Here is a 24,876-nt window from a genome sequence, read left to right on the forward strand (position 1 = left end):
ATCGCAGTCGCGGAGGCGCTGCTAAGCTGAAACAATCCCCGCCATCCTGGCAGCCCGGGAGGTTCTATGATTCGGTCGATGTTGTACGCCTCAGACCTGGGTGTTTATGCGCCTTACGTGATGCAGCATGCGCTGGCGATGGCACGTACGTTCAAGGCGGATCTGTATGTGATTCATGTGGTAGAGCCGATCGGGCTGTTCGCAGAGTCGGTGCTTCAAACCTATCTTGATGAACAGGCCTTGAGCGAATGGCAGAGCCAGGGGCTCAATACAGTAATGGCGAACATCGAGCAGCGGGTGCTGGACAGTTTTCGTGAAGAGTTGCAGGACGGCGAGCAGGACTTGCAGGCGATTCGTTCGGTGCGGGTGATCCAGGGGGATCCCGCCCAAGTGATTCTCGACCAGGCGCAGAAACTCTCGGTGGATTTGTTGATCGTAGGGAGTCATAGCCAGGGCGCAGGGATCTCGACGCCACTGGGGCGTACCGCGGCGCGGGTGTTGCAGTTGTCTCAGGTACCGGTCTATCTGGTGCCTTTGCTGCAGCGTCGGCGCAGTGATGATGTGTGATGGGGCGTAAACGATAAAAAGTTCTAGATTTATCAATCCAACCTTTAATATAGTTATATACCGTCGCTGATATCCGTGGCGTCTATCTGCTTTGAGGGACACATATGAAGCTTCAACAATTGCGCTACATCTGGGAAGTGGCGCACCACGACCTCAACGTTTCCGCCACGGCTCAAAGCCTCTACACCTCGCAACCGGGTATCAGTAAACAGATCCGCCTGCTCGAAGACGAATTGGGCGTCGAAGTGTTCGCCCGCAGCGGCAAGCACCTGACCCGCGTCACACCCGCTGGTGAGCGCATCATCACCACGGCCGGTGAGATCCTGCGCAAGGTTGAAAGCATCAAGCAGATCGCCCAGGAATTCTCCAACGAGAAAAAAGGCACCCTGTCGATCGCCACCACCCACACCCAGGCCCGTTATGCGCTGCCGCCGGTGATCAGTTCGTTCATCAAGCAGTACCCGGACGTGGCCTTGCACATGCACCAGGGCTCGCCGATGCAGATCGCGGAAATGGCAGCTGACTGTACTGTCGATTTTGCCATCGCCACCGAAGCCCTGGAGCTGTTCGGCGACCTGGTGATGATGCCGTGCTATCGCTGGAACCGCTGCGTCGTGGTGCCCCAGGGGCACCCATTGGCTAAGCTGCCGAAGCTGACCCTGGAAGCGCTGGCGGAATATCCGATTGTCACCTACGTGTTTGGCTTCACCGGCCGTTCCAAGCTCGACGAAGCCTTCAGTCATCGCGGCCTCACGCCCAAAGTGGTGTTCACCGCGGCTGATGCCGACGTTATCAAGACTTACGTGCGCCTGGGCCTGGGCGTCGGCATCGTGGCCAAGATGGCCGTCGATACCAAGCTCGACAGCGACCTGGTGGTGCTCGATGCCAGTGAACTGTTCGAGTCCAGCGTGACCAAGATCGGTTTCCGTCGTGGCACGTTCCTGCGTGGCTTCATGTGCGATTTCATCGAGAAGTTCGCCCCGCACCTGACCCGTGAAGTCATGGCCAAGGCGATCCAGTGCCACAACAAGCAGGAACTGGAAGAGCTGTTCGACGGCGTTGAACTGCCGGTTCACTGACCGACCTAGCGGGCCTCGGTCACCACGAACTGTTGCCGGGCGCCCGCTACTAGAATCTCTACCTCATCCCCCTCGAACTTGCCCAGCAGGCTTTTGCCCAGCGGCGAGCGAGGGGTGATGACGGTCACCAACTGCCCCACCACATAGACTTTCAGGCCTGCCGCGTCCGGCGCGAGGAGCAGCCATTGCTGACGGCCGCTGTCATCTTCGAGGCCGAGCAGGGTGCCCACTTCGATACCCCGTTGCTCATCGTAGGGTCGCAGGTTCAGGTTCTGGCACAACACCAGTGACTGCCTGATTTCCTCCACGCGCTTGGCTTGCCCGGCGGCGAGGTAAGACGCCTCCAGGCCCAGGGTGTCGTATTTGTTCTCGGCGATGTTTTCTTCGTGGGTCGCGGTCTCGTAGGCGGTTTGCGCGGCGCGTTGCGCCACATCCAGGTCGGCGGCGAGTTTTTCCAGGATCAACTGGAGGACGGCATGTTTATTCATGGGGGCTTGCGGCTCAATCACAGAATTGCAGGACGTTGGCCCGGCTCTTGTCGCTGGGGGCGTTCTGGTCCTGTTGGAGCCAGAACTGGCATTTGGGGTTGGACAGGTTGCGCGGGTTGGCTCGCGCCTGGTCCAGCGTCTGTTGTTGTTCCTGCTTGTGCAGGTTCTGTTGGTATTGCTCAAACATTTGGTTGGGCGGCTCTGGCGTCACGGTCGGCGGCGCGCCCAGTTGTTGCACGGCCTGGGTGACGGCGGCCACAGGTTGTTCAAGCAGGTAGCGCGAGGCCAGCCAGCCTGTCAGCGCGATGGCGACAAAGCCCAGCCACAGGCCCAGGGCCACGGCAATACTGAGTTTGAACAGCGACATCGGGCGATCGGACATGGCGGCCTCCTGGCGGACGGTTGCGGTGAGCGAGGGATTGTCGCATAGCCAGCGTGCAGAATAATCGCGATCAACCCTTCTGCATGACGGCATTTATGCGGACAATCGAGCCTTTGAATGATGGAGCCCGGAATGAAAGCCCGCTGGGATATTTTTTGCAGCGTCGTCGACAACTACGGCGACATCGGCGTGACCTGGCGCCTGGCCCGGCAATTGGCAGCAGAACACGCCTGCGTGGTGCGCCTATGGGTCGATGACTTGCGGGCGTTCGAGCGCATGTGCCCAGAGGTGGAGGTGCAGTTGGACCAGCAATGGCAAGAGGGCGTCGACGTACGTCACTGGTCACAGGACTGGGCGCCTACGCCAGCGGCTGATGTGGTGATTGCCGCATTTGCCTGCCAATTGCCCCATGACTATATGGAGGCCATGGCGGGGTGCGAGCACTCGCCACTGTGGATGAACCTCGACTATTTAAGCGCCGAGGAATGGGTCGTTGGTTGCCACGGCCTGCCGTCGGTGAAGTTCAAGGGTGTGCAAAAGTATTTCTTCTTTCCGGGATTTCGCCCTGGCACGGGGGGCTTGCTGCGTGAGGCCGGGCTGATCGAGCGGCGCCAAGCCTTTCAGCGTGATTTGCAGGGCCGGCAAAAATTCCTGCAAGGGCTGGGCGTCTTTCCCGCAAAGGGCGCGCGGTTGATGTCGCTGTTTGCCTATGAAAACGCCGGGCTGGCCAGTTGGCTAGACGTGTTGGCGGCTGATGGGCAAGCCACTCATCTGTTGGTGCCGGAAGGGCGCATTCTTGGCGACGTGCAGCGCTGGTTGGGTGTGGAGGCGTTGGCCGCAGGGGATATTCACCTGCGCGGGACGCTGACGGTACAGGTGCTGGCGTTCGTGCGGCAGGAACAATACGACCGCCTGCTGTGGTGCTGCGACTTCAATGCCGTGCGCGGCGAAGACTCCTTTGTGCGTGCGCAATGGGCTGGGCGCCCGTTGCTATGGCACATCTACCGCCAGGACGAAGATATCCACCTGGACAAGCTCGATGCCTTCCTCGCGCTCTATACCCAGGCCCTGTCGGCACCCGCAAAAGCCGCGCTGATCGCCCTATGGCAAGCCTGGAACACCGACAGCGATATGGCCTCAAGCTGGAAAATCCTGCTGGGGCATTGGCCGGAACTGACCGAGCACGCCGAAAAATGGTGTCTGGAACAGGCCTTGCAGGCTGATCTTGCGACGGCGCTGGTACAGTTTTATGAAAATTGGATATGATACGCGACCTTGATTTTTGTAAATCCCATCCAAATTTCGGATATTCGTAATGAAAACTGGTAAAGAACTGAAACCCGGTACCGTGATCCGTATCGACAACGACCCTTGGTTGGTTCAGAAAGCTGAGTTCACCAAGTCTGGTCGTAACAGCGCAATCATGAAGACCAAGCTGAAGAACCTGCTGACCGGTTACAAGACCGAAACCGTATACAGCGCCGATGACAAGCTGGACGACGTAATCCTCGACCGTAAAGAAGCGACCCTGTCGTTCATCAGCGGCGACACCTACACGTTCATGGACACCACCGACTACACCATGTACGAGCTGAACGCTGAAGACATCGAAGCCGTTCTGCCATTTATCGAAGAAGGCATGACCGACGTCTGCGAAGCGATTTTCTTCGAAGAGCGCCTGGTTTCCGTAGAGCTGCCGACCACCATCGTGCGTAAGGTTGCCTACACCGAAGGTTCCGCTCGCGGCGACACTTCGGGCAAAGTGATGAAGCCGGCCAAGCTGGCTAACGGTACCGAACTGCAAGTGGCTGACTTCATCGAAATCGACGACCTGATCGAGATCGACACCCGTGAAGGTGGTTCGTACAAAGGTCGCGCCAAGAAGTAATTCTGGCGTTACTGATAAAAAACCCGACCAAGAGTCGGGTTTTTTTATGCCTGGTGACCAGTCACACCGTGATATGCAAACGCACATCGACGTTGCCACGGGTGGCATTGGAGTAAGGGCAGACCTGATGTGCGGCATCCACCAGGCTTTGCGCCTCATCTTGTTCCAGGCCGGGCAGGGACACGTGAAGGTCGATGTCCAGGCCAAAACCACCGGGGATCTGGCCGATGCCCACATGGGCGGTGATCGAGGCGTCATCGGGGATTTTGCGTTTGCTCTGGCTGGCGACGAATTTCAGGGCGCCGATAAAGCAGGCCGAATAGCCAGCGGCGAACAGTTGCTCGGGGTTGGTGGCCTGGCCGCCAGCGCCGCCCAACTCTTTGGGTGTAGAAAGTTTGACGTCGAGGATGTTGTCGCTGGAAACGGCACGACCATCACGGCCGCCAGTGGCGGTGGCTACTGCGGTATACAGAGTTTGCATGGGAGATTCCTCGCGGTTTGGTTTGCGCTAAAAGTTTGCGCGCTAAGTAAGTGGCGAGGTGAATGTATCGCGCAAATGTTTAGTGCGCAATATAAATTTCCAAGCTAATCCCAATCCCTATAGGAGCCGGCTTGCCGGCTCCTATAGGGGGGATGTTCGGTCGAAAACAGTGTGAGGGTCAGACGCTACCCTGCAGGTTCCTGCGCAATTCCAGCAAATCCGCCTGCAGCTTTTGCAGTTGCTCCATCTGCATACCGCTGGCGCCGAGAATGCATTGGGGGATATCCATGGCCTTGTCCCGCAGCGCTCGGCCGGTTGCGGTCAGCTCTACGACGACTACGCGCTCATCGTTGCGGCTACGGGTGCGACTCAGCAGGCCCTCGGCTTCCAGGCGTTTGAGCAGCGGTGTCAGTGAGCCGGGATCGGTCAGCAGGCGGCTACTGATTTCGCCTACGGTCAAACCATCTTCTTCCCACAACACCATCATCGCCAAATACTGTGGGTAGGTCAGGCCAATGGCTTGCAGCAGGGGTTTGTAGACCTTGGTCATCAACAACGATGTGGAGTGCAAGGCAAAACACAGTTGGTTGTTGAGGAGCAGGGAATCGCAAGTGTCGGTCATGGCAGTGCCTTAAAACGTATTTGCTCTGGAATCTAGCGGCCAAACCTTTAACGCGCCAGATAATTCTGTGGCAGCGGTCAGCCCCAGCCGCTTTGTAACGCCAGATCCCACGGTGGAACAGGGCTGAAACGGCTCTTGAGATACTCCAGCAGCAGGCGGCTGCGGGCGTTGGCCTGCTGTTCCAGGCGCAGGGCGTAGATGCCAGCGGTTTCTGCCGTAGGCAGGCCGTTTTCGCAGAACAGCGGCACCAGTTCACCGCGCACCAGATACTCGCTGGCCAGCCAGGTGGGCAGGTGTGCGATGCCCAGCCCGGCCAGGGCGCCGGATAGCAGGGCTTCGGCATTGTTGGCGCTCATGCGGATGCGCTGCGGACGGTAGGTGTTCTTGCGGCCATCGAGTTCAAAGCGCCAGGCGAACATTGGCGCCAAGCCTTCCCAGTCCAGGCCATCGTGCTCGTTGAGCTGGCTGGGATGGGTCGGAGTGCCGCGGTTCTTCAGGTAGGCCGGGCTGGCGCAGGCGATGCGCACGATGCTGGCCAGCGGCGTGGCGATCAGCCGTGTATCGACGATATGCCCCGCGCGCAGCACCAGATCAACCTTGCCCAAGTGCTCGCCCTGCATGTCGACAAAGCTGTCGATCAGGTGCAGGTGCACATCCAGCCCCGGGTAGACCGTCAGAAAGTCTGCGATTGCGGGCGCCAGGTGCCGACGCCCAAACGCGGCGGGTGCATCCACGCGAATCAGGCCTTCGGGCGCATGGCTCAAGGACACGGCCTCGGCTCGGGCCAGTTGCAGCTCCCGGACAATCCGCCGTGCACGCTCGGCAAACGCCGTGCCTGCCGGCGTGGGGAGCACCGCATGGGTACTGCGCAGGAAGAGCCGGCTACCGACGGCACTTTCCAGGCTGTCGATCCGGCGGGCCACGGCGGAAGGCGTGAGGGGGTGGCGGCGCGCGGCAGCAGAAAAACTGCCTGCCTCCAACACATCGAGGAACAGGCCCAGTTGATCAGTCAAGGTGGTGGGGTTCATGGGGGCTCGCTTGTGCGGATTTGGCATAGCCATTGTGCGTTGCTGTGCGTTTCCATGCCAGAGGGGACTGCGTAGGATGCAGGGCTTGAGACGGTGGGGGTGTAGTTGTGGTGGATATGGCGATGTATGTGGTGCTGGGCGTAGCCTTGGGTACCGTTGGTGGTCTGTTTGGCATCGGTGGCGGGCTGATCGCGATCCCGGTGCTGGGCGTGCTGTTCGGCCTGGATCAGCAAATCGCCCAAGGGACTGCGTTGGTGATGGTCGTGCCCAATGTGATGCTGGCGTTGTGGCGTTATCACCAGCGCAATCGGATCGAGCTGCGTCATGCCTTGCCACTGGGGCTCATGGGCTTTTGTTTTGCCTGGTTGGGGTCGATCTGGGCGGTGGGGATCGATGCGGGGATCATGCGTATTGGCTTTATTGCGTTTCTGGTGGCGCTGTCGGCATACAACCTGTTGCGCATGGTCACCAGCAATGCGCCACCGTCACCGCAGATGCGCTATTCCTGGCCGTGGCTCGGGGTGTTGGGGGCGGTGTCCGGCTCCATGGGCGGGTTGTTCGGCGTCGGTGGTGCGGTGGTTGCAACCCCGGTGTTGACCAGTATTTTCGGCACCACCCAAGTGGTCGCCCAAGGCTTGTCCCTGGCGCTGGCTTTGCCCAGTACCAGCGTCACGTTGGTGACCTATGCCTGGCATCAGGAAGTGGATTGGCTGATCGGCGTGCCCCTCGCCGTTGGTGGGCTGCTCAGCATCAGTTGGGGGGTGAAGATCGCCCACGCATTGCCGGAGCGATTGCTGCGCGGGTTGTTCTGCGGCTTCCTGGTGGTGTGCGCGGTGATGTTGACCTTTAAGGTCTGAAGCCCTCAACAATGTACTGCGCCAGGCATTCGGTGATCGGAGAGGCCATGGCGGGATTGCGCAACAGCCGCAAATTGACCATCGGCAGCGTGCCGAAGCCCTCGTCGCTGCCGAGTATGCGCAGATCGTCTGTCACCAGGCTTTCCATCATCACCATCGCGGCCAGGCCTGCACCGACTACCGCCTGAATCGCTGCGCCATTGGAGCTGTGATAGGCCAGGCGATACGGACGCCCCGCGGCATCCAGCGCCGCGGTGGCCCAGTGCGTGCAATAACTGTCCATGCCGGAAATTGCCAGGGGCAGGACTTCATGTTCGTCCACGCAGAAGCAGTGGGAGGCCACCCAGACCATGCGTTCGGTGCGCAGCAGTTCACCAACTTCGCTCCCCGGCTCGCGACTGATAACGGTCAATGCCAGGTCACGTCGCTGCATCAGCACTGGCGTGCCTTCGCAGTGCATCTCGATCTGGATCAGCGGGTACGCCTTGGAGAACCGCTGGAGAATGCCGGGCAGGTAGCGCATCACGTAGTCGTCCGGCGTACCGATGCGCACCAGCCCGACCATGTGCGGTTCACGCAAGGTATTGAACACCTCGCTGTGCAGCTTCAGGATGCGCCGCGCATACCCCAGCAGCACCTGGCCTTCGGGCGTGAGCTTGACCTGTCGGCCGTCACGCTCGAACAGCTTGCGTTGCAGCACGTCCTCTTCCAGGCGCTTCATCTGCATGCTTACCGCTGACTGAGTGCGATTGATCTGCTCGCCAGCCCGGGTAAAACCACCCAGGTCGGCAATGGCGACGAAGGTGCGCAGCACCTCGGTATCGATACTGGGGTAGTTGGGCAATTGATCAATCTCTGAGATGTATTTCATAAAAAACATTCGTTGGATTGATGTTAGTGCCAGGCACAGACTTTAGTCATCCCCAGTGGAGGGCGAGATGATGAAAGGTCGAATCGATCATGGGTTACTGGCGAAGCGCCGCTTTGCTGGGCTGTTTCAAAGGGTTTCGCGTTGGTACGCCCTGCAGTGCGAGCGGCAGTTGCTGGCAGAGTTGAGTGATGAATCCCTCAAGGATATCGGCTTGACCCGCAGGGATGTCGAGCATGAGCGCCACCGGCATTCCTGGAACGATCCTTTGGGTAAATGACGGCTTCGCGCTACAGTCTGTGGGCCAAATCAGGAGATGCACATGCCCGCAGATCTGAGTTTCTCCCTTAAGCAGGCGCGTCGCATGGCGTTGGCGGCCCAGGGCTTTTCCGGGCGCCCACCGCCTGTGCAGGTCAAGGCTGTGCAGGTCAATCGCTTGATCGAGCGCCTGGGGGTGCTGCAGATTGACTCGGTCAATGCCGTGGTGCGTTCGCACTATCTGCCGCTGTTTTCCCGCCTGGGCAATTATTCGCCGCTGCTGCTGGAACAGGCCGCCTGGAGTCAGGGGCGGCGGCGCACGTTGTTTGAATATTGGGGGCATGAGGCCTCGCTGCTGCCCATGGCCCTGTATCCGCTGATGCGCTGGCGTATGCAACGTGCGTCCGAGGGGCAGGGGATCTATCAGCAGATGGCGCGTTTTGGACGCGAGCAACAGGCCACCATCCGCCGGGTATTGGCCATCGTCGAGCAGCAAGGCGCGCTGGGGGCTGGCAGCCTGTCGACCCGTCAGGAACGCGCCGGGCCCTGGTGGGACTGGAGTGACGAAAAGCACGCGCTGGAGTGGTTATTCGCCGCCGGCCTGGTGACGGTGGCCGGGCGTCGCGGTTTCGAGCGTTTGTACGACCTTCCGGAGCGCGTCATTGCCCCGGCGATTCTGCAACAGGCGCCCTTGAGTGAGCACAGTGCCCAACGTGGGTTGCTGCTGCATGCCGCGACGGCGTTGGGTGTGGGGACGGAAAAGGACCTGCGTGATTATTTTCGCCTTGAGCCAGCAGACAGTCGCGGGCGCCTTGCCGAGCTGGTCGAGGATGGGCAATTGCAGGCCTGCCAGGTCCAGGGGTGGAAACAGCCGGCGTACTGCCTGCCCGAGCCAAGCGTCCCGCGCAAAGTCACGGCCAGTGCCTTACTGTCGCCTTTCGATTCATTGATCTGGGAGCGCAGCCGTACCGAGCGGCTGTTCGAATTCCGTTATCGGTTGGAGATCTACACCCCGCAGGACAAAAGGGTGTACGGCTATTACGTGCTGCCATTCCTGCACAACGAACGGATTGCGGCGCGCGTGGATTTACGGGCCGAGCGCGCCAACGGGCGGCTGGCGGTCCATGCGGTGCACGAAGAAGAGCCGGGGTTGGACGAGGCGGGGATGTTGGCGTTGGCGTTGAATTTGCGGCAGATGGCTGATTGGTTGGGGTTGGAACAGGTGCAGATCAACTGTCAGCGGCCCAGTGCGGCCCGGTTGCGGGTGGCGATGCTGGCAATGGAGGCAGGCAGGTAGGGCTGCTGTGGCGAGGCCGCTCGCCACAGCGGGCCTCGCGGTCCTAGCGTTTAACCTGCTTCAGCGTCTCGGCAATCAGGAACGCCAGCTCCAGCGACTGATCGGCATTCATCCGCGGGTCGCAGTGGGTGTGGTAGCGGTCCGACAAGCCATCTTCGGTAATCGGTCGCGCACCACCAATGCACTCGGTGACATTTTGCCCGGTCATTTCGATATGAATCCCGCCGGCGTAAGTACCTTCGGCTTCATGGACCTGGAAGAATTCCTTCACTTCGCTGAGGATCTGCGCGAAGTCCCGGGTCTTGTAGCCACTGCTGGCCTTGATGGTGTTGCCATGCATCGGGTCGCTGCTCCACAGCACCTGCTTGCCTTCGCGCTGCACGGCACGGATCAGGTTGGGCAGGTGATCGCCGACCTTGCTGGCGCCCATGCGCGCGATCAGGTTCAGGCGGCCGGGGTCGTTGTCCGGGTTGAGGATATCGATCAAGCGAATCAGGTCGTCGGGGTTCATGCTCGGGCCGACCTTGACCCCGATCGGGTTGTTCACCCCGCGCAGGAACTCGACGTGTGCGCCATCGAGCTGGCGCGTGCGGTCGCCGATCCACAGCATGTGGGCCGAGCAGTCGTAGTAATCATTGGTCAGGCTGTCGCGGCGCACGAAGGCTTGCTCGTAGTTGAGCAGCAGCGCTTCGTGGGCGGTGAAGAAGCTGGTCTCGCGCAATTGTGGCGAGGTGTCCATGCCGCAGGCGCGCATGAAGGCCAGGGTCTCGTCGATGCGATCCGCCAGTTGGCTGTACTTGTCGGCCAGCGCGGAGTTGGCGATAAAGTCCAGGTTCCACTTGTGCACCTGATGCAGGTCGGCAAAGCCGCCCTGGGCGAAGGCCCGCAGCAGGTTCAAGGTGGCGGTGGACTGGTGGTAGGACTGCAACAGGCGGTCGGGGTCCGGGACGCGGCTTTTCTCGTCGAAACCGATGCCATTGACGATATCGCCACGGTAAGCAGGCAAGGTGATGCCGTCGATGGTTTCATCGTTGGCCGAGCGCGGCTTGGCGAACTGGCCAGCCATGCGCCCGACTTTGACCACCGGGCAGCCAGCGGCGAAGGTCATGACAATGGCCATTTGCAGCAACACTTTAAACGTGTCACGGATCTTTGCGGCGGAGAACTCGGCAAAGCTCTCGGCGCAGTCGCCACCTTGCAGCAGGAACGCGCGACCCTGGGTCACCTCGGCAAACTGGCGGCGCAGCTCCCGGGCTTCGCCGGCGAAGACCAGTGGCGGGTAACTGGCCAGGCTCTGCTCGACCTGCAGCAAATGTGCGGCGTCGGGGTAGCGGGGTTGTTGCTGGATCGGCAGGGCGCGCCAGCTGTCGGGGCTCCAAGGTTGGCTCATCGTGAACTCGAATGAATGTCGGGAGCGTGCATGTTATCAGCAATTAGTGCGTGACCTGCTGGCGCTGCTTGGCCGACAATCGCGCCTTTCCCGCTTGCTACCAGGCGGCTTGAGCCCGTGCCCGGGCCCGTTAGGAGATGAAATGACTGAGGAGCGCGTCGAGCGCCTGTTGGCTGAGGTCCATGATGACTTCGGCATGATTCGCGTGCTGGAAGTGGCTGACTACCGCTTTCTCGAGTTTGGCGATGCCATCGAGCAGAGCTGTGTGTTCACCGCCGACCCCAGCTGGCTCGAGTACGACTACACCCGCGCCATGTTGATTGGCGCCTTGTGCCATGAGCAGCCCGAAAGCGCGCTATTTCTCGGCCTGGGGGCCGGGACGCTGACCCAGGCGTGCCTCAAGTTCCTGCCCCTGGAGGATGTCGAGGCCATTGAGCTGCGTCCGGACGTGCCGCGCCTGGCTATCGAGTATCTAGGGTTGGATGATGACCCGCGGTTGTACATCCGCGTGGGCGATGCGTTGGAGTTGCTGGAGACGGCAGAGCCGGCAGACCTGATTTTCGTCGACCTGTATACCGATGTGGGGCCTGGGGTTGGCCACCTGGCCTGGACCTTCCTGGAAAACTGCCAGAAGAAACTCAACCCCGGCGGTTGGTTGGTGATCAACCAGTGGGCGACCGATGATGGCAAGCCGCTGGGTGCTGCACTGCTGCGCGGGCTTTATCATCGGCATTATTGGGAATTGCCGGTCAAGGAGGGCAACGTGATCCTGCTGGTGCCGGCGGACCTGGACCAGACGCTGGACCTGGCGGCGGTTTCTGCGCGGGCCGAGGCGCTGGCGCCGCGCCTGGGGTATTCGTTGCAGGCGTTGATCAAGGCTGTTCGGCCGGCGACGTAGGTGTCTGTACTGGCCCATCGCGGGCAAGTCGAATCGTCGCACCGCCGCTCCCACAGGTGTATGCGGTCAAATGTGGGAGCGGGCTTGCCTGCGATGAGGTCATCACTGACTGCTTACAAACCTTTGAACACCCCCGGCCGCTTCTCCAGCATCGCTCGCACTCCTTCCTTGGCATCCTCGCTGTTCAGCAGTTTTTCGACCAGCACCGGCAACCCGGCCGCCGCCGCAGTCTCGCCTTCATCCCGCGCCTGGCGTGCCGATGTCAAAGTCGCCTGCACGCCCAGCGGCGCCTGGCTGGCGATCCGGTTGGCCAGGGCCAGCGCCCGCGGCAGCAGGTCTTCGCTGGCCATGACCTCCTGCACCAGCCCCAGGCGCAGGGCCTCATGGGCATCGAACTCATCGCCAGTCAGTAGCCAGCGCATGGCATTGCCCCAGCCGGCGATCTGGTGCAGGCGCAAGGTGGCGCCACCAAAAGGGAAGATCCCACGCTGGACTTCCATCTGCGCAAAGCGCGTATTGCTGGCGCACAGGTTGATGTCCGCTGCGAGCATCAGCTCGATACCGATGGTCAGGCAATAGCCCTGGGCGGCAACGATCACCGGCTTGCTGACCCGCGGCCCGGCAAATACACCCCACGGATCGCAGCCTCCCAGCGGCGGTTGCCAGCCCTGGGCCATGGTGTGTGCGACGTTGATCAGGTCCAGCCCGGCGGTGAAGTGGTCGCCATGGCCGAACACCACGGCTACGCGGGCTTCTTCATTGCGATCGAATTCGCCGTAGGCCAGGCTCAGTTCGTTGAGCAGGTCGAGGTCAAAGGCGTTGCGCTTGGCGACCCGATCGAGCCCCAGCAGCAGGACATGCCCTTGTAGTTCACGGCTGACGCGGCTGCTGCTGGCTTGATTCATGGGGAGATCCTCGGGCGCGAAAGGCAGTTTCGGACCGAAGGGCCCACTGCAAAAGGTGAAGCGTTTAAGCGCAATGACCAACAGGGCCGGGCCTTTGAAAAATAGACGCTCCTGCAAGGATGCGCAAAGCCTGTGACACAGAGCACTTGAATGGGCTTTTCCGATAAAAAAAGCTCCCTTTTTCAGGGATTTCCGGTATAGTGCGCGCCGGCCTTTAACCGGGCCGCGTTTAGGTAGCGCAATTCCCCGAAGTCAGCTTCGGCTGCACGTCCGCACAGCGGACTCTCCCTTGACGAATCTTTTTCATTCATTCGTTTTCGCAAATCCCCGCCGACAAAGCAGCCAGGGCGACTCTTGAGTCTCAACACGGCATGCGCAGCTTTGGAGCATGGGTCTTTGCGGATGCACTTAGAGGCAGACCCATGACCCAGGAAACCGGCGGCTTCGCCGCTTTTAATCTTAACCCGAACATTCTTGCTGCCGTCATCGCGACCGGCTACGAAGAACCTTCGGCTATTCAGCAGCAATCGATCCCGATCATCATGGCCGGCCAAGACATGATTGGCCAGGCGCAAACCGGTACCGGTAAAACCGCCGCGTTCGCTCTGCCTATCCTGCATTGCATCGATCCTGCCAAGCGCGAGCCGCAAGCCCTGATCCTGGCGCCAACCCGTGAGTTGGCGCTGCAAGTAGCAACCGCTTTCGAAACCTACGCCAAGCAAATGCCGGGCGTTACCGTTGTGGCCGTTTACGGCGGCGCGCCTATGGGCCCACAACTCAAAGCAATCCGTAATGGCGCACAGATCGTTGTCGCCACCCCGGGCCGTCTGTGCGACCACCTGCGTCGCGACGAAAAAGTGCTGTCGACCGTGAACCACCTGGTTCTCGACGAAGCTGACGAAATGTTGAAGCTGGGCTTCATGGATGACCTGGAAGTCATCTTCAAGGCGCTGCCACCGACCCGTCAGACCGTACTGTTCTCGGCCACCCTGCCACAGTCGATCCGTGCCATTGCTGAACGCCACCTGCGCGATCCGCAACACGTGAAGATCCAGACCAAGACTCAGACCGTTACCGCGATCGAACAGGCTCACCTGTTGGTTCACGCTGACCAGAAGACCTCGGCTGTATTGAGCCTGCTGGAAGTCGAAGACTTCGACGCCCTGATCATGTTCGTGCGCACCAAGCAAGCGACCCTGGACCTGGCCAGTGCCCTGGAAGCCAAAGGCTACAAAGCCGCTGCGCTGAACGGTGACATTGCCCAGAACCAACGTGAGCGCGTGATCGACTCCCTCAAGGATGGCCGTCTGGACATCGTTGTAGCGACCGACGTAGCTGCTCGTGGTCTCGACGTTCCGCGTATCACCCACGTGTTCAACGTTGACATGCCTTACGATCCAGAGTCCTACGTTCACCGTATCGGCCGTACTGGCCGTGCCGGGCGCGAAGGTCGTGCACTGCTGCTGGTGACTCCGCGTGAGCGCCGCATGCTGCAAGTGATCGAGCGTGTAACCGGTCAGAAAGTTGCCGAAGTCCGCCTGCCGGATGCCCAGGCCGTTCTCGATGCCCGCATCAAGAAACTGACCAACAGCCTGTCGCCGCTGGTGGCTGACGCTGAATCGACCCACGGCGACCTGCTGGACCGCCTGACTGCCGATATCGGTTGCACCCCGCGTGCCCTGGCTGCAGCCCTGCTGCGCAAGGCTACCAACGGTCAGGCCCTGACCCTGGCGGCGATCGAGAAAGAACGTCCACTGGTGCCGAACAACGCTCCGCGCGGTGATCGTCCAGAACGTACGGGTGACCGTCCGGACCGTGGTGATCGCGAGCGTCGCGCTCCGGTTCCATTGGCTGAAGGCCGTGCCCGCTGCCGTACCGCGCTGGGCGCGCGTGATGGCATCGCCGCCAAGAACCTGCTGGGCGCTATCCTCAACGAGGGTGGCCTGGCACGTGAAGCGATCGGTCGCATCCAGGTGCGTGACAGCTTCTCCCTGGTGGAGCTGCCGGAAGATGGCCTGGAGAAGTTGCTGGCCAAGCTGAAGGACACTCGCGTTGCCGGCAAGCAGCTCAAGCTGCGTCGCTATCGCGAAGATTGATCGGCCTGCAGGCTGATTGATCGAACATAAAAAATCCCCGACTGGTTCGGGGATTTTTTTGCCTGGGATTTCACCTGGCCCTGGGTGTTGTGGGGAAAGGGGACAAGCCAGCGCTGTTAGTCAAATCGATAGATATCCATCCCCAAGGCGCCCAGGGTGAACCCCTGGTGCGCCACACTGAACTGCCCACCCGCGCCGCGTGCGAAGTACAACGGCAGCAAGTGCTCATCGCTGGGATGGCTGCGTACCGCATAAGGCGCTTGCTGGCGGTAGTCGTGCAACGCGGCCTCATCCTGTGTGGACAGTTTGTCGACCACCCAGTCGCGAAATTCCCGCGCCCAGGGCTCAATGCTTTCCGGGCCGGCGCGCCAGTCCAGCTCACCGAGGTTATGGGTAATGCTGCCGGAACCGATCAGTAGAACGCCTTCTGTGCGTAAGCTCGCGAGAGCCTGCCCGATCCGGGTTTGCAGCGCGGGGCCCATATGGCTGGGCAAGGACACCTGCACCACGGGGATATCGGCCGCCGGATACATCAACGACAGCGGCACCCAAGTGCCATGGTCAAAAGGGCGCTGGTTGTCGAGGCGGGCCTGTAGGTCATCGGCGGCGAGCAACTCGACGATCTGCCGCGCGAGTGCCGGGTTGCCGGGCGCTGGATACTGAACCGCAAACAGTTCCCGGGGGAAGCCGCCGAAGTCGTGCCAGGTTTCTGGGGCGGGACTGCTACTGACCAGTAACTCATGGCTTTCCCAGTGCGCAGACATCACCACGATTGCCTTGGGCCGGGGCAGGGCGCCAGCCAGTCGCTCAAGGGCCGGCCCGCTGGCGCCGGGTTGCAGGGCCAGCATGGGCGAGCCGTGGGAAATAAACAGGCTGGGGAGCATGGGCGGGGTCCTCAAGGTTAAGATGGGACCATCTTCAATCAGATCATTGATCTAAATCTAATATAAGTTTTAGCGCTATTTGATCGAATTTTCAGGACTACTCATGGACTCCACCTTTTGGCATGACCGCTGGGCAAGCAATCAGATCGGCTTTCACCTGCCCGAGGTCAACCCCTACCTGCTGCGGCACTGGCCTGGCCTCGGGTTGGCCAATCAGGCACGGGTACTGGTGCCGCTGTGTGGCAAAAGCCTGGACCTGATGTGGCTGGTGCAGCAGGGGTATGGGGTGCTGGGTGTGGAGCTCTCGGAAAAGGCCGTCCAAGAGTTCTTCCAGGAGCATTGCCTGGTTGCGCAAGTCAGCCAGCGGGGAAGCTTCAAGGTTTATCAGGCGGGCGCTATCGAGTTGTGGTGCGGCGATTTTTTTGAGTTGAGTCGCGAGGATGCAGCGGGCTGCACGGCCCTCTATGACCGGGCGGCGCTGATTGCCTTGCCGCCGTTGATGCGCGAGCGTTATGCCGCGCATTTGCAGGCCATTACGCCGCAGGTGGATAGTGGCTTGCTGATCAGCCTGGACTATCAGCAGGCCCAGAAAGCAGGCCCGCCATTTGCGGTCAGCGACGATGAGGTCCATAGGCTGCTGGGAGCGCACTGGCGGCTGAGCACCCTGGAGCAGCGGGATATCCTGGCCGAGAGTCCGAAGTTCGCCCAGGCTGGCGTCACGCGGCTGGAGGAGCGGGTTTACCAACTGGCGGGGTGTTAAACCTGCGCCCACAAAAAAAGGGGCGATTGAATCGCCCCTTTTTTACTCGCTGGCTGTCAGCCGCGACGACGCAGTGCGTCGATCCGCTCTTCCAGCGGCGGGTGGCTCATGAACATCCGTGCCAGGCCTTGCTTGACGCCGCCGTTGATGCCGAAGGCATTCAGGGTGTCAGGCATATGCACCGGCAGGCCCTGTTCGGAGCGCAGGCGTTGCAGGGCGCCGATCATGGCGGCAGTACCGGCCAGTTGGGCACCGGCTTCGTCGGCGCGGAATTCGCGTTTGCGCGAGAACCACATCACGATGGAGCTGGCGAGGAAGCCCAGTACCAGTTCGGCAAAGATGGTCGCCACGTAGTAGGCGATACCCTGGCCGCCTTCGTTCTTGAAAATCACCTTGTCGACAAAGTTGCCGATGATCCGCGCGAAGAACATGACAAAGGTGTTCACCACGCCCTGGACCAATGCCAGGGTCACCATGTCGCCGTTGGCGACGTGGCCGATCTCGTGGGCCAGCACGGCCTTCACTTCGTCGGGCGAGAAACGCTCCAGCAAACCCTGGCTGACGGCAACAAGAGCATCGTTCTTGTTCCAGCCGGTGGCGAAAGCGTTGGCCTCGTAGGCCGGGAAGATCCCGACTTCCGGCATCTTGATCCCGGCTTCGCGGGACAGTTGCTCGACGGTCTGCAGCAGCCATTGCTCATGCCGGGTGCGCGGCTGGGTGATGATCTGGGTGCTGGTGCTCATCTTCGCCATCCACTTGGAGATGAACAGCGAGAAGATCGAGCCGGCAAAACCAAAGACGGCACAGAAAACCAGCAGCTGATTGAGGTTCAGATCAACCCCGTTGGCCGCCATGAACCCGTTGAAGCCGAAAAGGCTCAGGGTGATGCTGGCAATCAGCACGACCGCCAGGTTAGTGGCCAAGAACAGCAGGATGCGCATCATGGTTGTAGAATTCTCCTCATGCTTAATATGTCGCTTACTGCGGGGTATATAAGGTGCGGCACTGGGCTATTCAACCGGGCGACTATTTCAAACTGTGTCCTACAGCGTGAATGTAGAGCCTTGAAGGGAATTTCTGACTCTGGATGCAGCTGGAAATTCCCGTTCGGCAGCCTTTGGGCCCCGTGATTGTTGGGACGTACAGAGTAGAGGGGAAGCGGGGCAGGGCAGAAGGTGTTTCTACGCGAGGCGGGCACAGATGTGTTGCCAGATACTCGCTGTACGACCTGTAGCGGGTCGTACAGCGAAAGCACAGTTACTGGCGATAGGACTTCAGGAAGTTGCCGATGCGCCCGATGGCCATGTCCAGGTCATCCACGCGCGGCAGGGTCACTACGCGGAAGTGATCAGGCCACGGCCAGTTGAACGCCGTGCCCTGGACCACCAGCAGCTTTTCCGACAGCAGCAGGTCGAGGACGAACTTCTCGTCGTTGTGGATCGGGCACACTTTCGGGTCGATCCGTGGGAAGGCATACAGGGCGCCCATGGGTTTGACGCAACTGACGCCGGGAATGTCGTTGAGCAGCTCCCAGGTACGGTTGCGCTGCTCCAACAGACGGCCAGCGGGCAGCACCAGGTCGTTGATGCTCTGGTAACCCCCCAGTGCCGTCTGGATCGCGTGTTGGCTCGGCACGTTGGCGCACAGGCGCATATTGGCCAGCATATCGATGCCTTCGATATAGCTCTGGGCATTGTGCTTGGGCCCGGAGATGGCGACCCAACCGGAGCGGAAGCCCGCCACCCGGTAGGACTTGGACAGGCCGTTGAAGGTCAGGCACAACAGGTCCGGGGCGAGCGAGGCCGTGCAGATGTGCACCGCGTCGTCATAGAGGATCTTGTCGTAGATCTCGTCGGAGAACACCACCAGGTTGTGCTGGCGCGCCAGTTCCAGCATGCCCAGCAGGACTTCCTTGGAATACACCGCGCCGGTCGGGTTGTTGGGGTTGATGATGACCAGTGCCTTGGTGTTGGGCGTGATCTTGGCCTTGATGTCGGCCAGGTCCGGCCACCAGTTGGCTTGCTCGTCGCACAGGTAATGCACCGGATGGCCACCGGCCAGGGTCACGGCGGCCGTCCACAGCGGGTAGTCCGGCGCGGGCACTAGCACTTCGTCGCCATTGTTGAGCAAGGCTTGCATGGCCATCACGATCAGCTCGGAGACGCCATTGCCCAGGTAGATATCTTCGATACCCACCCCTTCCACCTGCTTCTGCTGGTAATACTGCATCACCGCCTTGCGCGCGCTGAAAAGACCTTTGGAGTCGCTGTAGCCTTGGGCGGTGGGCAGGTTGCGGATCACATCCTGGAGAATTTCATCCGGCGCTTCGAAACCAAAGGGCGCCGGGTTGCCAATGTTCAGCTTGAGGATGCGATGGCCTTCCTCTTCCAGGCGTTTGGCGTGCTTGAGCACTGGGCCGCGAATGTCGTAGCAGACGTTGGCGAGCTTGTTCGATTTGCTGACCTGCATGGCGATGTGATCCCGAAAATGAACGATCCAGACGATGTGAAGACTACCGTGCTGGGAATCCTGCGTGTGGCCTGACCCATAAATACGTTTGAATGCCGATAACGCGGGTGCCAGACTGGCGTTTTGAAGAGGCGCAATCATACGTGCCGCCTGATCCATGGAAAAGACACAGATCAGGCTTTTTCAGTTGTCGAGGTGTATTGATGGAAAAGTTGGATAAGACCCTGGATGAATGGCGGGAAATGCTCGATCCGGCGCAGTACCAGGTGTGCCGCCTCAAGGGCACCGAACGGCCGTTTTCCGGTAAGTACAACGCCACCACCACCGATGGTGTGTATCACTGTATTTGCTGCAATGAGCCGCTGTTCGATTCCAAGACCAAGTTCGATGCCGGTTGTGGCTGGCCCAGTTTTTATGAGCCGATTGCCGACAGCGCGATGATCGAGATTCGCGATGTCAGCCACGGGATGATTCGCACCGAAGTGACCTGTGCCAAGTGCGATGCGCATTTGGGGCACGTGTTCCCTGATGGACCGCCGCCTACTGGCTTGCGTTACTGCATCAACTCGGTGTGCCTGGACCTGGTTCCCCGTTGAAACCCTGCGTTGTGTAGGAGCGGACTTGCCCGCGAAGATCGTTAACGGTGACGCGGGCTGCCTGGGTGAACGCAGCGTCTGGGCGTTTTTCGCGGGCAAGCCCGCTCCTACAAGGGGAGAATGTCGGGATATCGGTTTGGTTAATCATATTGTGTGCAATTGAATTGCTCGCTATGTTTATCTTGTCTTCTTTACTTCTTGAGGCCTTGTCATGAGCGACAACCTGCTGACCATTCCCTGCACCACCATCAAGGGCGAGCAAAAGACCCTGGCGGACTTCGCCGGTAAGGCGATCCTCGTGGTCAACACCGCCAGCAAGTGTGGGTTTACCCCCCAGTACAAAGGCCTTGAGCAGCTCTGGCAGCAGTACAAGGACCAGGGGTTGGTGGTGTTGGGGTTTCCGTGCAACCAGTTCGGCAAGCAGGAGCCGGGCAACGAGGGGGCGATTTCTGAGTTCTGTGAGCTGAACTTCGGTGTCAGTTTCCCGCTGTTCAAGAAGGTCGATGTCAATGGGGGTGAGGCCCATCCGCTGTTTGTGCAGTTGAAGCAGCGTGCGCCAGGCCTGCTGGGTTCCAAGGGCATCAAGTGGAACTTCACCAAGTTCCTGATCGGCCGCGATGGCCAGGTGGTCAAGCGTTTTGCCCCGACCACCAAGCCCCAGGAACTGACCCAAGAGATCGAAGCGTTGCTTAAATGACAGACTTGCCTAGCGTATCCCTGGCCTTGGATGACCAGTTGTGTTTCAAGCTGTACGCCGCCTCCCGGGCGGTGACGCGTGCCTATAAGCCGATGCTTGACCAGTTGGGCCTGACGTATCCGCAATACCTGGTCATGTTAGTGCTGTGGGAATGGCACGCCTGCGCGCCGCACCCGCCGACGGTCAAGGCGCTGGGGGAGCGCTTGTTGCTCGACTCCGGCACTTTGACGCCGCTGCTCAAGCGCCTGGAACAGCTGGCGCTGATCAAACGTCGCCGTAGCGCGGCCGATGAGCGTGAAGTGCACCTCAGTCTTAGCGAAGCAGGCCAGGCGCTGCGTGATCGCGTCCAGCCGCTGAAGGCCCGCCTGTTGTGTGACAGCGGCGTGGACCTGAGCCACGCCGACGCCCTGCGCCAGGGGCTGGACCAGCTGTTGCGGCAAATCAAAGCGTTGTCGTAGTCGGCACCCAGAGGTCGAGCAGGGCGTTGAGTTCTTCGCGGCGAAAGGGCTTGGCCAGGTAGTCGTTCATCCCGGCGGCCCTGCACCGTTCGCGCTCCTCGGCCAGGGCATTGGCGGTCAGTGCGACAATCGGCAGCTCTGGCCAGCGCCCGCTGCGGCGAATCTGCCGGCTTGCCTCGTAGCCGTCCATGACCGGCATGTTGCAGTCCATCAGCACCATATCGAAACGTTGTTCCTCCAACTGTTTCAACGCCTCGCCGCCGTGGGCGGCGACCACCACCTCGCAGCCAAGCTTGCTGAGCATGCCTTTGGCTACCAACTGATTGACCGGGTTGTCTTCCACCAACAGGATGCGCGCCCGGTGGGCGACCGGGCTGGTTTCCAATTGGGCCAGGTCGAGGACGATTTCACTGTCGGCGCGCAGGGTGCGGTGCAAAACCTGATACAACGCCGCGCGGCTCAGCGGGCGTGCCTGCTGTTGCAGGGGCGCCAGCGCGGCCACTTCCTCGCTGGGCATGAAGCTGCCGTAGGCGGTGACCAGCAGGATCGGTGCGCGGATGCTCGGGCGCAGGCGGAACAGGCATTCGGGGCAGTCGGTGATGAGGACGTCCGGTGCCAGGCCGCTCAAGTCATCGTCGATCGTATAGCTGTGCGGCGTTAGTCCCCAGTGCGGCAGCAGGGTCTGCAGCAGTTCCGCCAAGCCGCTGCTGGCCCCGGTAATGACTGCAACTTCGCCGCTCAACGGCCCGAACCGCACGGCCGGTGTGTGGGCTGGGAGTGGCAGTTCGGCACAGAACTGGCTGCCGAAGCCGGTTTCTGAACTGATGGTCAGCCGGCCTTGCATGGCCTCGCAAAGATTATGGGTCAGGGCCAGGCCCAGGCCAGTCCCGCCGAACTGTCGGGTAATACCAGCACCCGCCTGGGTGAAGGGTTTGAAGATCCGCGCCTGCGCCTCCTGGGCAATGCCGATACCGGTGTCGCACACTTCTATGCGCACGCCATCGGGTTGCGCATTAAGTCGTACATCGACGCGGCCGAAGCGGGTGAACTTCAAGGCATTGGACAGCAGGTTACTGACAATCTGCCGGACCCGGGTCGGATCACCCACGACTTGGGCGGGAAACTGTGGGTCGATCAGGCAGGTCAATTCCACGCTGGGCGCGGCGTTTTGTGACAGCAGGTTGGCGGTGTCTTCCACCAGGGACCCGAGGTCGAAGGGGATGCTCTCCAGTTCCAGTTGCCCGGCATCGAACTTGGACAGGTCGAGAATATCGTTGAGCAGCTCTACCAGGACTTTGCCGGAGTCATGAGCAATCGACAGTTGTTGGCGTTGCTCGGCATTCAGCGCGCTGTCCAGGGATAGCGCGATCATGCCCAGCAAGCCATTGAGCGGGGTGCGGATCTCGTGGCTCATGTTGGCGAGGAAGGCCGCCCGTGCCTGGGCCATGCCCAGGGCGGTCATTTTCGAGGCCTCCAGTTCTTCGTTGGATTGGCTCAGCCGCTGGTTGATCGCCTTGAGCTCGGTGGTACGCGCCGAAACAATGTCTTCCAACTGGCCAAGGTACTCGGTCAGGCGGTCTTCGGCGTGGCGTCGTTGCTGGATTTCGGTCTCCATATTCTCGAACTGTTGGTTGGCGACGTTGACCAGCACACCGATCTCATCGTGTTCGTGCCCGGGCGGGCAATCCAGGCGGGCCTGGGGTGCACTGCCGGGGCTGCGTGTACTCAGTTCGTGGATGATGCGCACCAATGGCTGGGTCAGCATCACGTAGAACAGGCCCAGGAGGATGCCGGTCAGGATCAGGCTGCGGGCAAAGCCATTGAGCAGGGTGATCTCGGCGCGGCGCAGGAAACGGCTGCCAAATGCGTAGGTATCGACGTCAAGACGCAGCACGCCGAGGGATTCGCCGGGCATATGGGTGAGGTACAGGCGGTCTTCGAACTGGCGGTTGGCGCCGAACAGGAAGTCGCTGATGGGGCGGTAGCGGCTCTCCTTGCGCGGCCGATCAACATCAGCCAGCACCAGGCCATTGTTATCGACCAGTTGCGCCCGGGTAATGGCGGGGGAGTGCAGCAGGCCCAGGGTCAGTTCCTGGGCCAGTTCTGCGTCGATGTTGTAGGCGATGCGTGAGGCCGGGTTGTGACTGATTTCCAGCAGCGCATGTATTTCACGGTTGATGGAAGCATCTTCGCTGGCATAATCAATGCCGATTTGGATCAGGCTGAGCAAGGTTCCCAATACGAAACCGACCAGCACAGTCAGTCTGGCTTGTTTATAAGACAAGCGGTGGGCGAACTTGATATCCATTGGGTGCTGAGCCACTTTACGTTTCCCTTCGCCCGGCAAGCATAGCTGAACATCCTCAGCGCCAGCCTTGCCCGGTATGAATCGTTTTTCAGGTGCAACCGTCTGGCAGCTGCGTCAGGGTTGCCAATACGCCATCTTTTACAAAAACTTGCCACAGGAATAGTCATGGATTCTCGATTGAATGCCTTTCTTGAGCGGGCCGATGCGGTGCTTGCTCGTCTGGAACCCCTGTTGCCAGCCCCTCGCGCGGTGATTGACTGGAATCACTGCCTGGCAGCCCGCTGGCAGCGCGAGGGCCGCAGCGGCTTTCTGTTGCCACTGGAAGTCAGCCTGGATATGCGCCTGTCCGACCTGATCGGCGTCGACAAGCAGCGCGAGCAATTGGCGCGCAATACCCAACAGTTTCTCGACGGCCTGCCTGCCAACCATGCGTTGCTCTGGGGCTCGCGTGGTACTGGCAAATCGTCCATGGTCCGCGCGTTGCTGGCCCAGCATGCCAAGGCCGGCTTGCGCTTGATCGAAATCGAGCGTGATCACCTGGCTGACCTGCCGCGTGTGGTCGAACAGCTACTCAAGCTGCCACAGCGTTTTATCCTGTTCTGCGACGACCTGTCGTTTGAGGCTGGCGAAGGCGATTATCGTGTGCTCAAGAGCGTGCTCGACGGCTCGCTGGAGCAGGCCCCGGAAAACGTGTTGCTGTACGCCACCTCGAACCGTCGTCACTTGGTGCCGGAAAACCAGAGCGACAACGACAACTGGAAGCGCGTGGACGGTGAGCTGCATCCCAGTGAGGCCGTGGAAGACAAGATTGCCTTGTCCGACCGTTTTGGCTTGTGGTTGTCGTTCTACCCGTTCACCCAGGAGCATTTCCTGGACGTGGTGGAGCACTGGATCGGTGAGTTGGCGAACAAGGCCGGCTTGCAGTGGCAGCGTGATGAAGCACTCGACATCCTTGCGGTGCGCTGGGCGACGGGCCGTGGCAATCGCAACGGCCGCTGTGCCTACCAATTTGCCCGCTACTGGGTGGGCCTTAAACTGCTGGAGCGCCATCCATGATCGACTTGCAAGAGGCCGGCAGCGGCCTTGATGGATACGCCATGCTTTGTGCACAGCTGGAATCGCTGCTGGCCGATGAGCGTGACTTTATCGCCAACGCGGCGCAGTTTTCCGCGTTCCTGTACAACCAGCTCGATGACTTGAACTGGGCTGGTTTTTATCTCAACCGTGATGAAGAACTAGTGCTCGGGCCTTTCCAGGGGCAGATCGCCTGCGTGCGGATTGCGTTCGGCCGGGGCGTGTGTGGTGCCGCGGCGGCTTCGCGACAAACCCAGCGGGTGGAAGATGTGCATGCGTTTGCCGGGCACATTGCCTGCGACAGTGCCTCCAACAGTGAACTGGTGGTGCCGTTGATCAAGGATGGGACGTTGATTGGGGTGCTGGATCTGGATAGTCCGAAACTGGCGCGTTTCAGTGCTGAGGATCAGGTGGGTATTGAGCGGCTGGTAGCGATCTTCCTGCGGTTGACTGCCTGCTGACTAAGCGCCGTCCCCTGTGGGAGCTGGCTTGCCTGCGATGGTGTCCGTAAGAGTACATGGGGGGT

Annotated in this window: 27 protein-coding genes; 15 read left to right on the plus strand and 12 right to left on the minus strand. The window is 60.5% G+C overall.

What is annotated here, in order from left to right:
- The first annotated feature begins 66 nt into the window (after nt 1-66).
- Nucleotides 67-567, plus strand: coding sequence for a universal stress protein (locus BHC62_RS15500; protein ID WP_029298005.1), 501 nt, complete (start codon nt 67-69; stop codon nt 565-567).
- A gap of 104 nt (nt 568-671) precedes the next feature.
- On the plus strand, nt 672-1,646 hold the full coding sequence (gene cysB / locus BHC62_RS15505; RefSeq protein WP_070995451.1) for an HTH-type transcriptional regulator CysB: 975 nt from the start codon (nt 672-674) through the stop codon (nt 1,644-1,646).
- Nucleotides 1,647-1,651: 5 nt separating this feature from the next.
- On the opposite strand, the gene BHC62_RS15510 is transcribed toward cysB, so the two are convergent.
- The gene (locus BHC62_RS15510) at nt 1,652-2,134 is read right to left on the minus strand and encodes a GreA/GreB family elongation factor (protein WP_070995452.1); all 483 of its coding nucleotides are present in this window, start codon (nt 2,132-2,134) and stop codon (nt 1,652-1,654) included.
- A gap of 13 nt (nt 2,135-2,147) precedes the next feature.
- Nucleotides 2,148-2,516, minus strand: a complete 369-nt coding sequence (locus BHC62_RS15515; RefSeq protein ID WP_070995453.1) for a hypothetical protein — start codon at nt 2,514-2,516, stop codon at nt 2,148-2,150.
- Between the two features lie 132 nt (nt 2,517-2,648).
- Here BHC62_RS15515 and earP point away from each other — a divergent pair, with 132 nt between their 5' ends.
- Together earP and BHC62_RS15525 are read left to right on the plus strand one after the other, a co-directional pair.
- The gene (earP, locus tag BHC62_RS15520) at nt 2,649-3,782 is read left to right on the plus strand and encodes an elongation factor P maturation arginine rhamnosyltransferase EarP (RefSeq protein ID WP_070995454.1); all 1,134 of its coding nucleotides are present in this window, start codon (nt 2,649-2,651) and stop codon (nt 3,780-3,782) included.
- A gap of 49 nt (nt 3,783-3,831) precedes the next feature.
- Nucleotides 3,832-4,404: an elongation factor P gene (locus BHC62_RS15525; RefSeq protein ID WP_029298017.1), complete on the plus strand. Its 573-nt coding sequence runs from the start codon at nt 3,832-3,834 to the stop codon at nt 4,402-4,404.
- A 61-nt stretch (nt 4,405-4,465) separates the two neighbouring features.
- Here the strand turns inward: BHC62_RS15525 and BHC62_RS15530 are convergent, their stop codons facing one another.
- The 3 genes from BHC62_RS15530 to BHC62_RS15540 all read right to left on the minus strand — a co-directional run bounded on the left by BHC62_RS15530 (nt 4,466) and on the right by BHC62_RS15540 (nt 6,535).
- The gene (locus BHC62_RS15530) at nt 4,466-4,885 is read right to left on the minus strand and encodes an organic hydroperoxide resistance protein (protein ID WP_070995455.1); all 420 of its coding nucleotides are present in this window, start codon (nt 4,883-4,885) and stop codon (nt 4,466-4,468) included.
- Nucleotides 4,886-5,063: 178 nt separating this feature from the next.
- Nucleotides 5,064-5,507 carry a MarR family winged helix-turn-helix transcriptional regulator gene (locus tag BHC62_RS15535; protein WP_029298021.1) on the minus strand — a complete coding sequence of 148 codons (444 nt, stop codon included), beginning with the start codon at nt 5,505-5,507 and terminating at the stop codon, nt 5,064-5,066.
- 77 nt (nt 5,508-5,584) lie between these two features.
- Nucleotides 5,585-6,535 (minus strand): LysR family transcriptional regulator, encoded by a 951-nt coding sequence (locus tag BHC62_RS15540; protein ID WP_029298022.1) that lies wholly within the window; start codon nt 6,533-6,535, stop codon nt 5,585-5,587.
- Between the two features lie 107 nt (nt 6,536-6,642).
- Between BHC62_RS15540 and BHC62_RS15545 the strand changes: the two genes are divergently transcribed.
- On the plus strand, nt 6,643-7,392 hold the full coding sequence (locus tag BHC62_RS15545; RefSeq protein WP_029298023.1) for a sulfite exporter TauE/SafE family protein: 750 nt from the start codon (nt 6,643-6,645) through the stop codon (nt 7,390-7,392).
- Here the strand turns inward: BHC62_RS15545 and BHC62_RS15550 are convergent.
- The gene (locus BHC62_RS15550; protein ID WP_070995456.1) at nt 7,382-8,263 is read right to left on the minus strand and encodes a LysR family transcriptional regulator; all 882 of its coding nucleotides are present in this window, start codon (nt 8,261-8,263) and stop codon (nt 7,382-7,384) included. The genes BHC62_RS15545 and BHC62_RS15550 overlap by 11 nt on opposite strands.
- A gap of 67 nt (nt 8,264-8,330) precedes the next feature.
- Here BHC62_RS15550 and BHC62_RS27445 point away from each other — a divergent pair, with 67 nt between their 5' ends.
- Nucleotides 8,331-8,540 (plus strand): DUF1127 domain-containing protein, encoded by a 210-nt coding sequence (locus BHC62_RS27445; protein ID WP_071610041.1) that lies wholly within the window; start codon nt 8,331-8,333, stop codon nt 8,538-8,540.
- A 42-nt stretch (nt 8,541-8,582) separates the two neighbouring features.
- Nucleotides 8,583-9,815, plus strand: a complete 1,233-nt coding sequence (locus tag BHC62_RS15555) for a winged helix-turn-helix domain-containing protein (protein WP_070995457.1) — start codon at nt 8,583-8,585, stop codon at nt 9,813-9,815.
- A 43-nt stretch (nt 9,816-9,858) separates the two neighbouring features.
- Here BHC62_RS15555 and BHC62_RS15560 read toward each other — a convergent pair whose 3' ends face one another.
- Nucleotides 9,859-11,205, minus strand: a complete 1,347-nt coding sequence (locus tag BHC62_RS15560; RefSeq protein WP_029298031.1) for a class II 3-deoxy-7-phosphoheptulonate synthase — start codon at nt 11,203-11,205, stop codon at nt 9,859-9,861.
- A gap of 142 nt (nt 11,206-11,347) precedes the next feature.
- Here BHC62_RS15560 and BHC62_RS15565 point away from each other — a divergent pair, with 142 nt between their 5' ends.
- The gene (locus BHC62_RS15565) at nt 11,348-12,103 is read left to right on the plus strand and encodes a spermidine synthase (protein WP_029298032.1); all 756 of its coding nucleotides are present in this window, start codon (nt 11,348-11,350) and stop codon (nt 12,101-12,103) included.
- Nucleotides 12,104-12,216: 113 nt separating this feature from the next.
- Here the strand turns inward: BHC62_RS15565 and BHC62_RS15570 are convergent, their stop codons facing one another.
- Complete coding sequence (locus BHC62_RS15570; protein WP_029298036.1) at nt 12,217-13,008, minus strand: crotonase/enoyl-CoA hydratase family protein; 792 nt, start codon at nt 13,006-13,008, stop codon at nt 12,217-12,219.
- Nucleotides 13,009-13,430: 422 nt separating this feature from the next.
- On the opposite strand from BHC62_RS15570, the gene BHC62_RS15575 reads away from it, so the two are divergent.
- Complete coding sequence (locus BHC62_RS15575) at nt 13,431-15,104, plus strand: DEAD/DEAH box helicase (protein ID WP_017136163.1); 1,674 nt, start codon at nt 13,431-13,433, stop codon at nt 15,102-15,104.
- Nucleotides 15,105-15,220: 116 nt separating this feature from the next.
- Here BHC62_RS15575 and BHC62_RS15580 read toward each other — a convergent pair whose 3' ends face one another.
- Nucleotides 15,221-15,988, minus strand: a complete 768-nt coding sequence (locus BHC62_RS15580; RefSeq protein ID WP_029298038.1) for a class III extradiol ring-cleavage dioxygenase — start codon at nt 15,986-15,988, stop codon at nt 15,221-15,223.
- Nucleotides 15,989-16,091: 103 nt separating this feature from the next.
- Here BHC62_RS15580 and BHC62_RS15585 point away from each other — a divergent pair, with 103 nt between their 5' ends.
- Nucleotides 16,092-16,748: a thiopurine S-methyltransferase gene (locus BHC62_RS15585; protein WP_070995458.1), complete on the plus strand. Its 657-nt coding sequence runs from the start codon at nt 16,092-16,094 to the stop codon at nt 16,746-16,748.
- Between the two features lie 56 nt (nt 16,749-16,804).
- Here BHC62_RS15585 and htpX read toward each other — a convergent pair whose 3' ends face one another.
- Both htpX and BHC62_RS15595 read right to left on the minus strand, forming a co-directional pair.
- Nucleotides 16,805-17,692: a protease HtpX gene (gene htpX / locus BHC62_RS15590; protein WP_029298042.1), complete on the minus strand. Its 888-nt coding sequence runs from the start codon at nt 17,690-17,692 to the stop codon at nt 16,805-16,807.
- 313 nt (nt 17,693-18,005) lie between these two features.
- A complete protein-coding gene (locus tag BHC62_RS15595) occupies nt 18,006-19,217 on the minus strand; it encodes a pyridoxal phosphate-dependent aminotransferase (protein ID WP_029298044.1) in 1,212 nt (403 codons plus the stop codon).
- A 203-nt stretch (nt 19,218-19,420) separates the two neighbouring features.
- Between BHC62_RS15595 and msrB the strand changes: the two genes are divergently transcribed.
- From msrB to BHC62_RS15610, 3 genes are all read left to right on the plus strand, one after another.
- Nucleotides 19,421-19,813 (plus strand): peptide-methionine (R)-S-oxide reductase MsrB, encoded by a 393-nt coding sequence (msrB, locus tag BHC62_RS15600; RefSeq protein ID WP_029298046.1) that lies wholly within the window; start codon nt 19,421-19,423, stop codon nt 19,811-19,813.
- Nucleotides 19,814-20,024: 211 nt separating this feature from the next.
- Nucleotides 20,025-20,510 carry a glutathione peroxidase gene (locus BHC62_RS15605; protein ID WP_029298051.1) on the plus strand — a complete coding sequence of 162 codons (486 nt, stop codon included), beginning with the start codon at nt 20,025-20,027 and terminating at the stop codon, nt 20,508-20,510.
- Nucleotides 20,507-20,968, plus strand: coding sequence for a MarR family winged helix-turn-helix transcriptional regulator (locus tag BHC62_RS15610; RefSeq protein WP_070995459.1), 462 nt, complete (start codon nt 20,507-20,509; stop codon nt 20,966-20,968). The genes BHC62_RS15605 and BHC62_RS15610 overlap by 4 nt, the downstream gene beginning before the upstream one ends.
- On the opposite strand, the gene BHC62_RS15615 is transcribed toward BHC62_RS15610, so the two are convergent.
- Nucleotides 20,952-23,276 carry a response regulator gene (locus BHC62_RS15615; RefSeq protein ID WP_029298055.1) on the minus strand — a complete coding sequence of 775 codons (2,325 nt, stop codon included), beginning with the start codon at nt 23,274-23,276 and terminating at the stop codon, nt 20,952-20,954. The genes BHC62_RS15610 and BHC62_RS15615 overlap by 17 nt on opposite strands.
- Before the next feature lie 165 nt (nt 23,277-23,441).
- Between BHC62_RS15615 and BHC62_RS15620 the strand changes: the two genes are divergently transcribed.
- Both BHC62_RS15620 and BHC62_RS15625 read left to right on the plus strand, forming a co-directional pair.
- The gene (locus BHC62_RS15620; RefSeq protein ID WP_070995460.1) at nt 23,442-24,332 is read left to right on the plus strand and encodes an ATP-binding protein; all 891 of its coding nucleotides are present in this window, start codon (nt 23,442-23,444) and stop codon (nt 24,330-24,332) included.
- On the plus strand, nt 24,329-24,811 hold the full coding sequence (locus tag BHC62_RS15625; RefSeq protein ID WP_070995461.1) for a GAF domain-containing protein: 483 nt from the start codon (nt 24,329-24,331) through the stop codon (nt 24,809-24,811). The genes BHC62_RS15620 and BHC62_RS15625 overlap by 4 nt, the downstream gene beginning before the upstream one ends.
- The last annotated feature ends 65 nt before the right edge of the window (nt 24,812-24,876 follow it).

The organism is Pseudomonas sp. 06C 126, from assembly GCF_001855215.1.
GTDB lineage: Bacteria > Pseudomonadota > Gammaproteobacteria > Pseudomonadales > Pseudomonadaceae > Aquipseudomonas > Aquipseudomonas proteolytica.

What these genes read in the sequence shown, in the direction of transcription:
- BHC62_RS15500 (WP_029298005.1), top strand. Translation starts at nt 67, where the DNA reads ATGATTCGGTCGATGTTGTACGCCTCAGACCTGGGTGTTTATGCGCCT.
- cysB (WP_070995451.1), top strand. Translation starts at nt 672, where the DNA reads ATGAAGCTTCAACAATTGCGCTACATCTGGGAAGTGGCGCACCACGAC.
- BHC62_RS15510 (WP_070995452.1), bottom strand. Translation starts at nt 2,134, where the DNA reads ATGAATAAACATGCCGTCCTCCAGTTGATCCTGGAAAAACTCGCCGCC.
- BHC62_RS15515 (WP_070995453.1), bottom strand. Translation starts at nt 2,516, where the DNA reads ATGTCCGATCGCCCGATGTCGCTGTTCAAACTCAGTATTGCCGTGGCC.
- earP (WP_070995454.1), top strand. Translation starts at nt 2,649, where the DNA reads ATGAAAGCCCGCTGGGATATTTTTTGCAGCGTCGTCGACAACTACGGC.
- BHC62_RS15525 (WP_029298017.1), top strand. Translation starts at nt 3,832, where the DNA reads ATGAAAACTGGTAAAGAACTGAAACCCGGTACCGTGATCCGTATCGAC.
- BHC62_RS15530 (WP_070995455.1), bottom strand. Translation starts at nt 4,885, where the DNA reads ATGCAAACTCTGTATACCGCAGTAGCCACCGCCACTGGCGGCCGTGAT.
- BHC62_RS15535 (WP_029298021.1), bottom strand. Translation starts at nt 5,507, where the DNA reads ATGACCGACACTTGCGATTCCCTGCTCCTCAACAACCAACTGTGTTTT.
- BHC62_RS15540 (WP_029298022.1), bottom strand. Translation starts at nt 6,535, where the DNA reads ATGAACCCCACCACCTTGACTGATCAACTGGGCCTGTTCCTCGATGTG.
- BHC62_RS15550 (WP_070995456.1), bottom strand. Translation starts at nt 8,263, where the DNA reads ATGAAATACATCTCAGAGATTGATCAATTGCCCAACTACCCCAGTATC.
- BHC62_RS27445 (WP_071610041.1), top strand. Translation starts at nt 8,331, where the DNA reads ATGATGAAAGGTCGAATCGATCATGGGTTACTGGCGAAGCGCCGCTTT.
- BHC62_RS15555 (WP_070995457.1), top strand. Translation starts at nt 8,583, where the DNA reads ATGCCCGCAGATCTGAGTTTCTCCCTTAAGCAGGCGCGTCGCATGGCG.
- BHC62_RS15560 (WP_029298031.1), bottom strand. Translation starts at nt 11,205, where the DNA reads ATGAGCCAACCTTGGAGCCCCGACAGCTGGCGCGCCCTGCCGATCCAG.
- BHC62_RS15565 (WP_029298032.1), top strand. Translation starts at nt 11,348, where the DNA reads ATGACTGAGGAGCGCGTCGAGCGCCTGTTGGCTGAGGTCCATGATGAC.
- BHC62_RS15570 (WP_029298036.1), bottom strand. Translation starts at nt 13,008, where the DNA reads ATGAATCAAGCCAGCAGCAGCCGCGTCAGCCGTGAACTACAAGGGCAT.
- BHC62_RS15575 (WP_017136163.1), top strand. Translation starts at nt 13,431, where the DNA reads ATGACCCAGGAAACCGGCGGCTTCGCCGCTTTTAATCTTAACCCGAAC.
- BHC62_RS15580 (WP_029298038.1), bottom strand. Translation starts at nt 15,988, where the DNA reads ATGCTCCCCAGCCTGTTTATTTCCCACGGCTCGCCCATGCTGGCCCTG.
- BHC62_RS15585 (WP_070995458.1), top strand. Translation starts at nt 16,092, where the DNA reads ATGGACTCCACCTTTTGGCATGACCGCTGGGCAAGCAATCAGATCGGC.
- htpX (WP_029298042.1), bottom strand. Translation starts at nt 17,692, where the DNA reads ATGATGCGCATCCTGCTGTTCTTGGCCACTAACCTGGCGGTCGTGCTG.
- BHC62_RS15595 (WP_029298044.1), bottom strand. Translation starts at nt 19,217, where the DNA reads ATGCAGGTCAGCAAATCGAACAAGCTCGCCAACGTCTGCTACGACATT.
- msrB (WP_029298046.1), top strand. Translation starts at nt 19,421, where the DNA reads ATGGAAAAGTTGGATAAGACCCTGGATGAATGGCGGGAAATGCTCGAT.
- BHC62_RS15605 (WP_029298051.1), top strand. Translation starts at nt 20,025, where the DNA reads ATGAGCGACAACCTGCTGACCATTCCCTGCACCACCATCAAGGGCGAG.
- BHC62_RS15610 (WP_070995459.1), top strand. Translation starts at nt 20,507, where the DNA reads ATGACAGACTTGCCTAGCGTATCCCTGGCCTTGGATGACCAGTTGTGT.
- BHC62_RS15615 (WP_029298055.1), bottom strand. Translation starts at nt 23,276, where the DNA reads ATGGATATCAAGTTCGCCCACCGCTTGTCTTATAAACAAGCCAGACTG.
- BHC62_RS15620 (WP_070995460.1), top strand. Translation starts at nt 23,442, where the DNA reads ATGGATTCTCGATTGAATGCCTTTCTTGAGCGGGCCGATGCGGTGCTT.
- BHC62_RS15625 (WP_070995461.1), top strand. Translation starts at nt 24,329, where the DNA reads ATGATCGACTTGCAAGAGGCCGGCAGCGGCCTTGATGGATACGCCATG.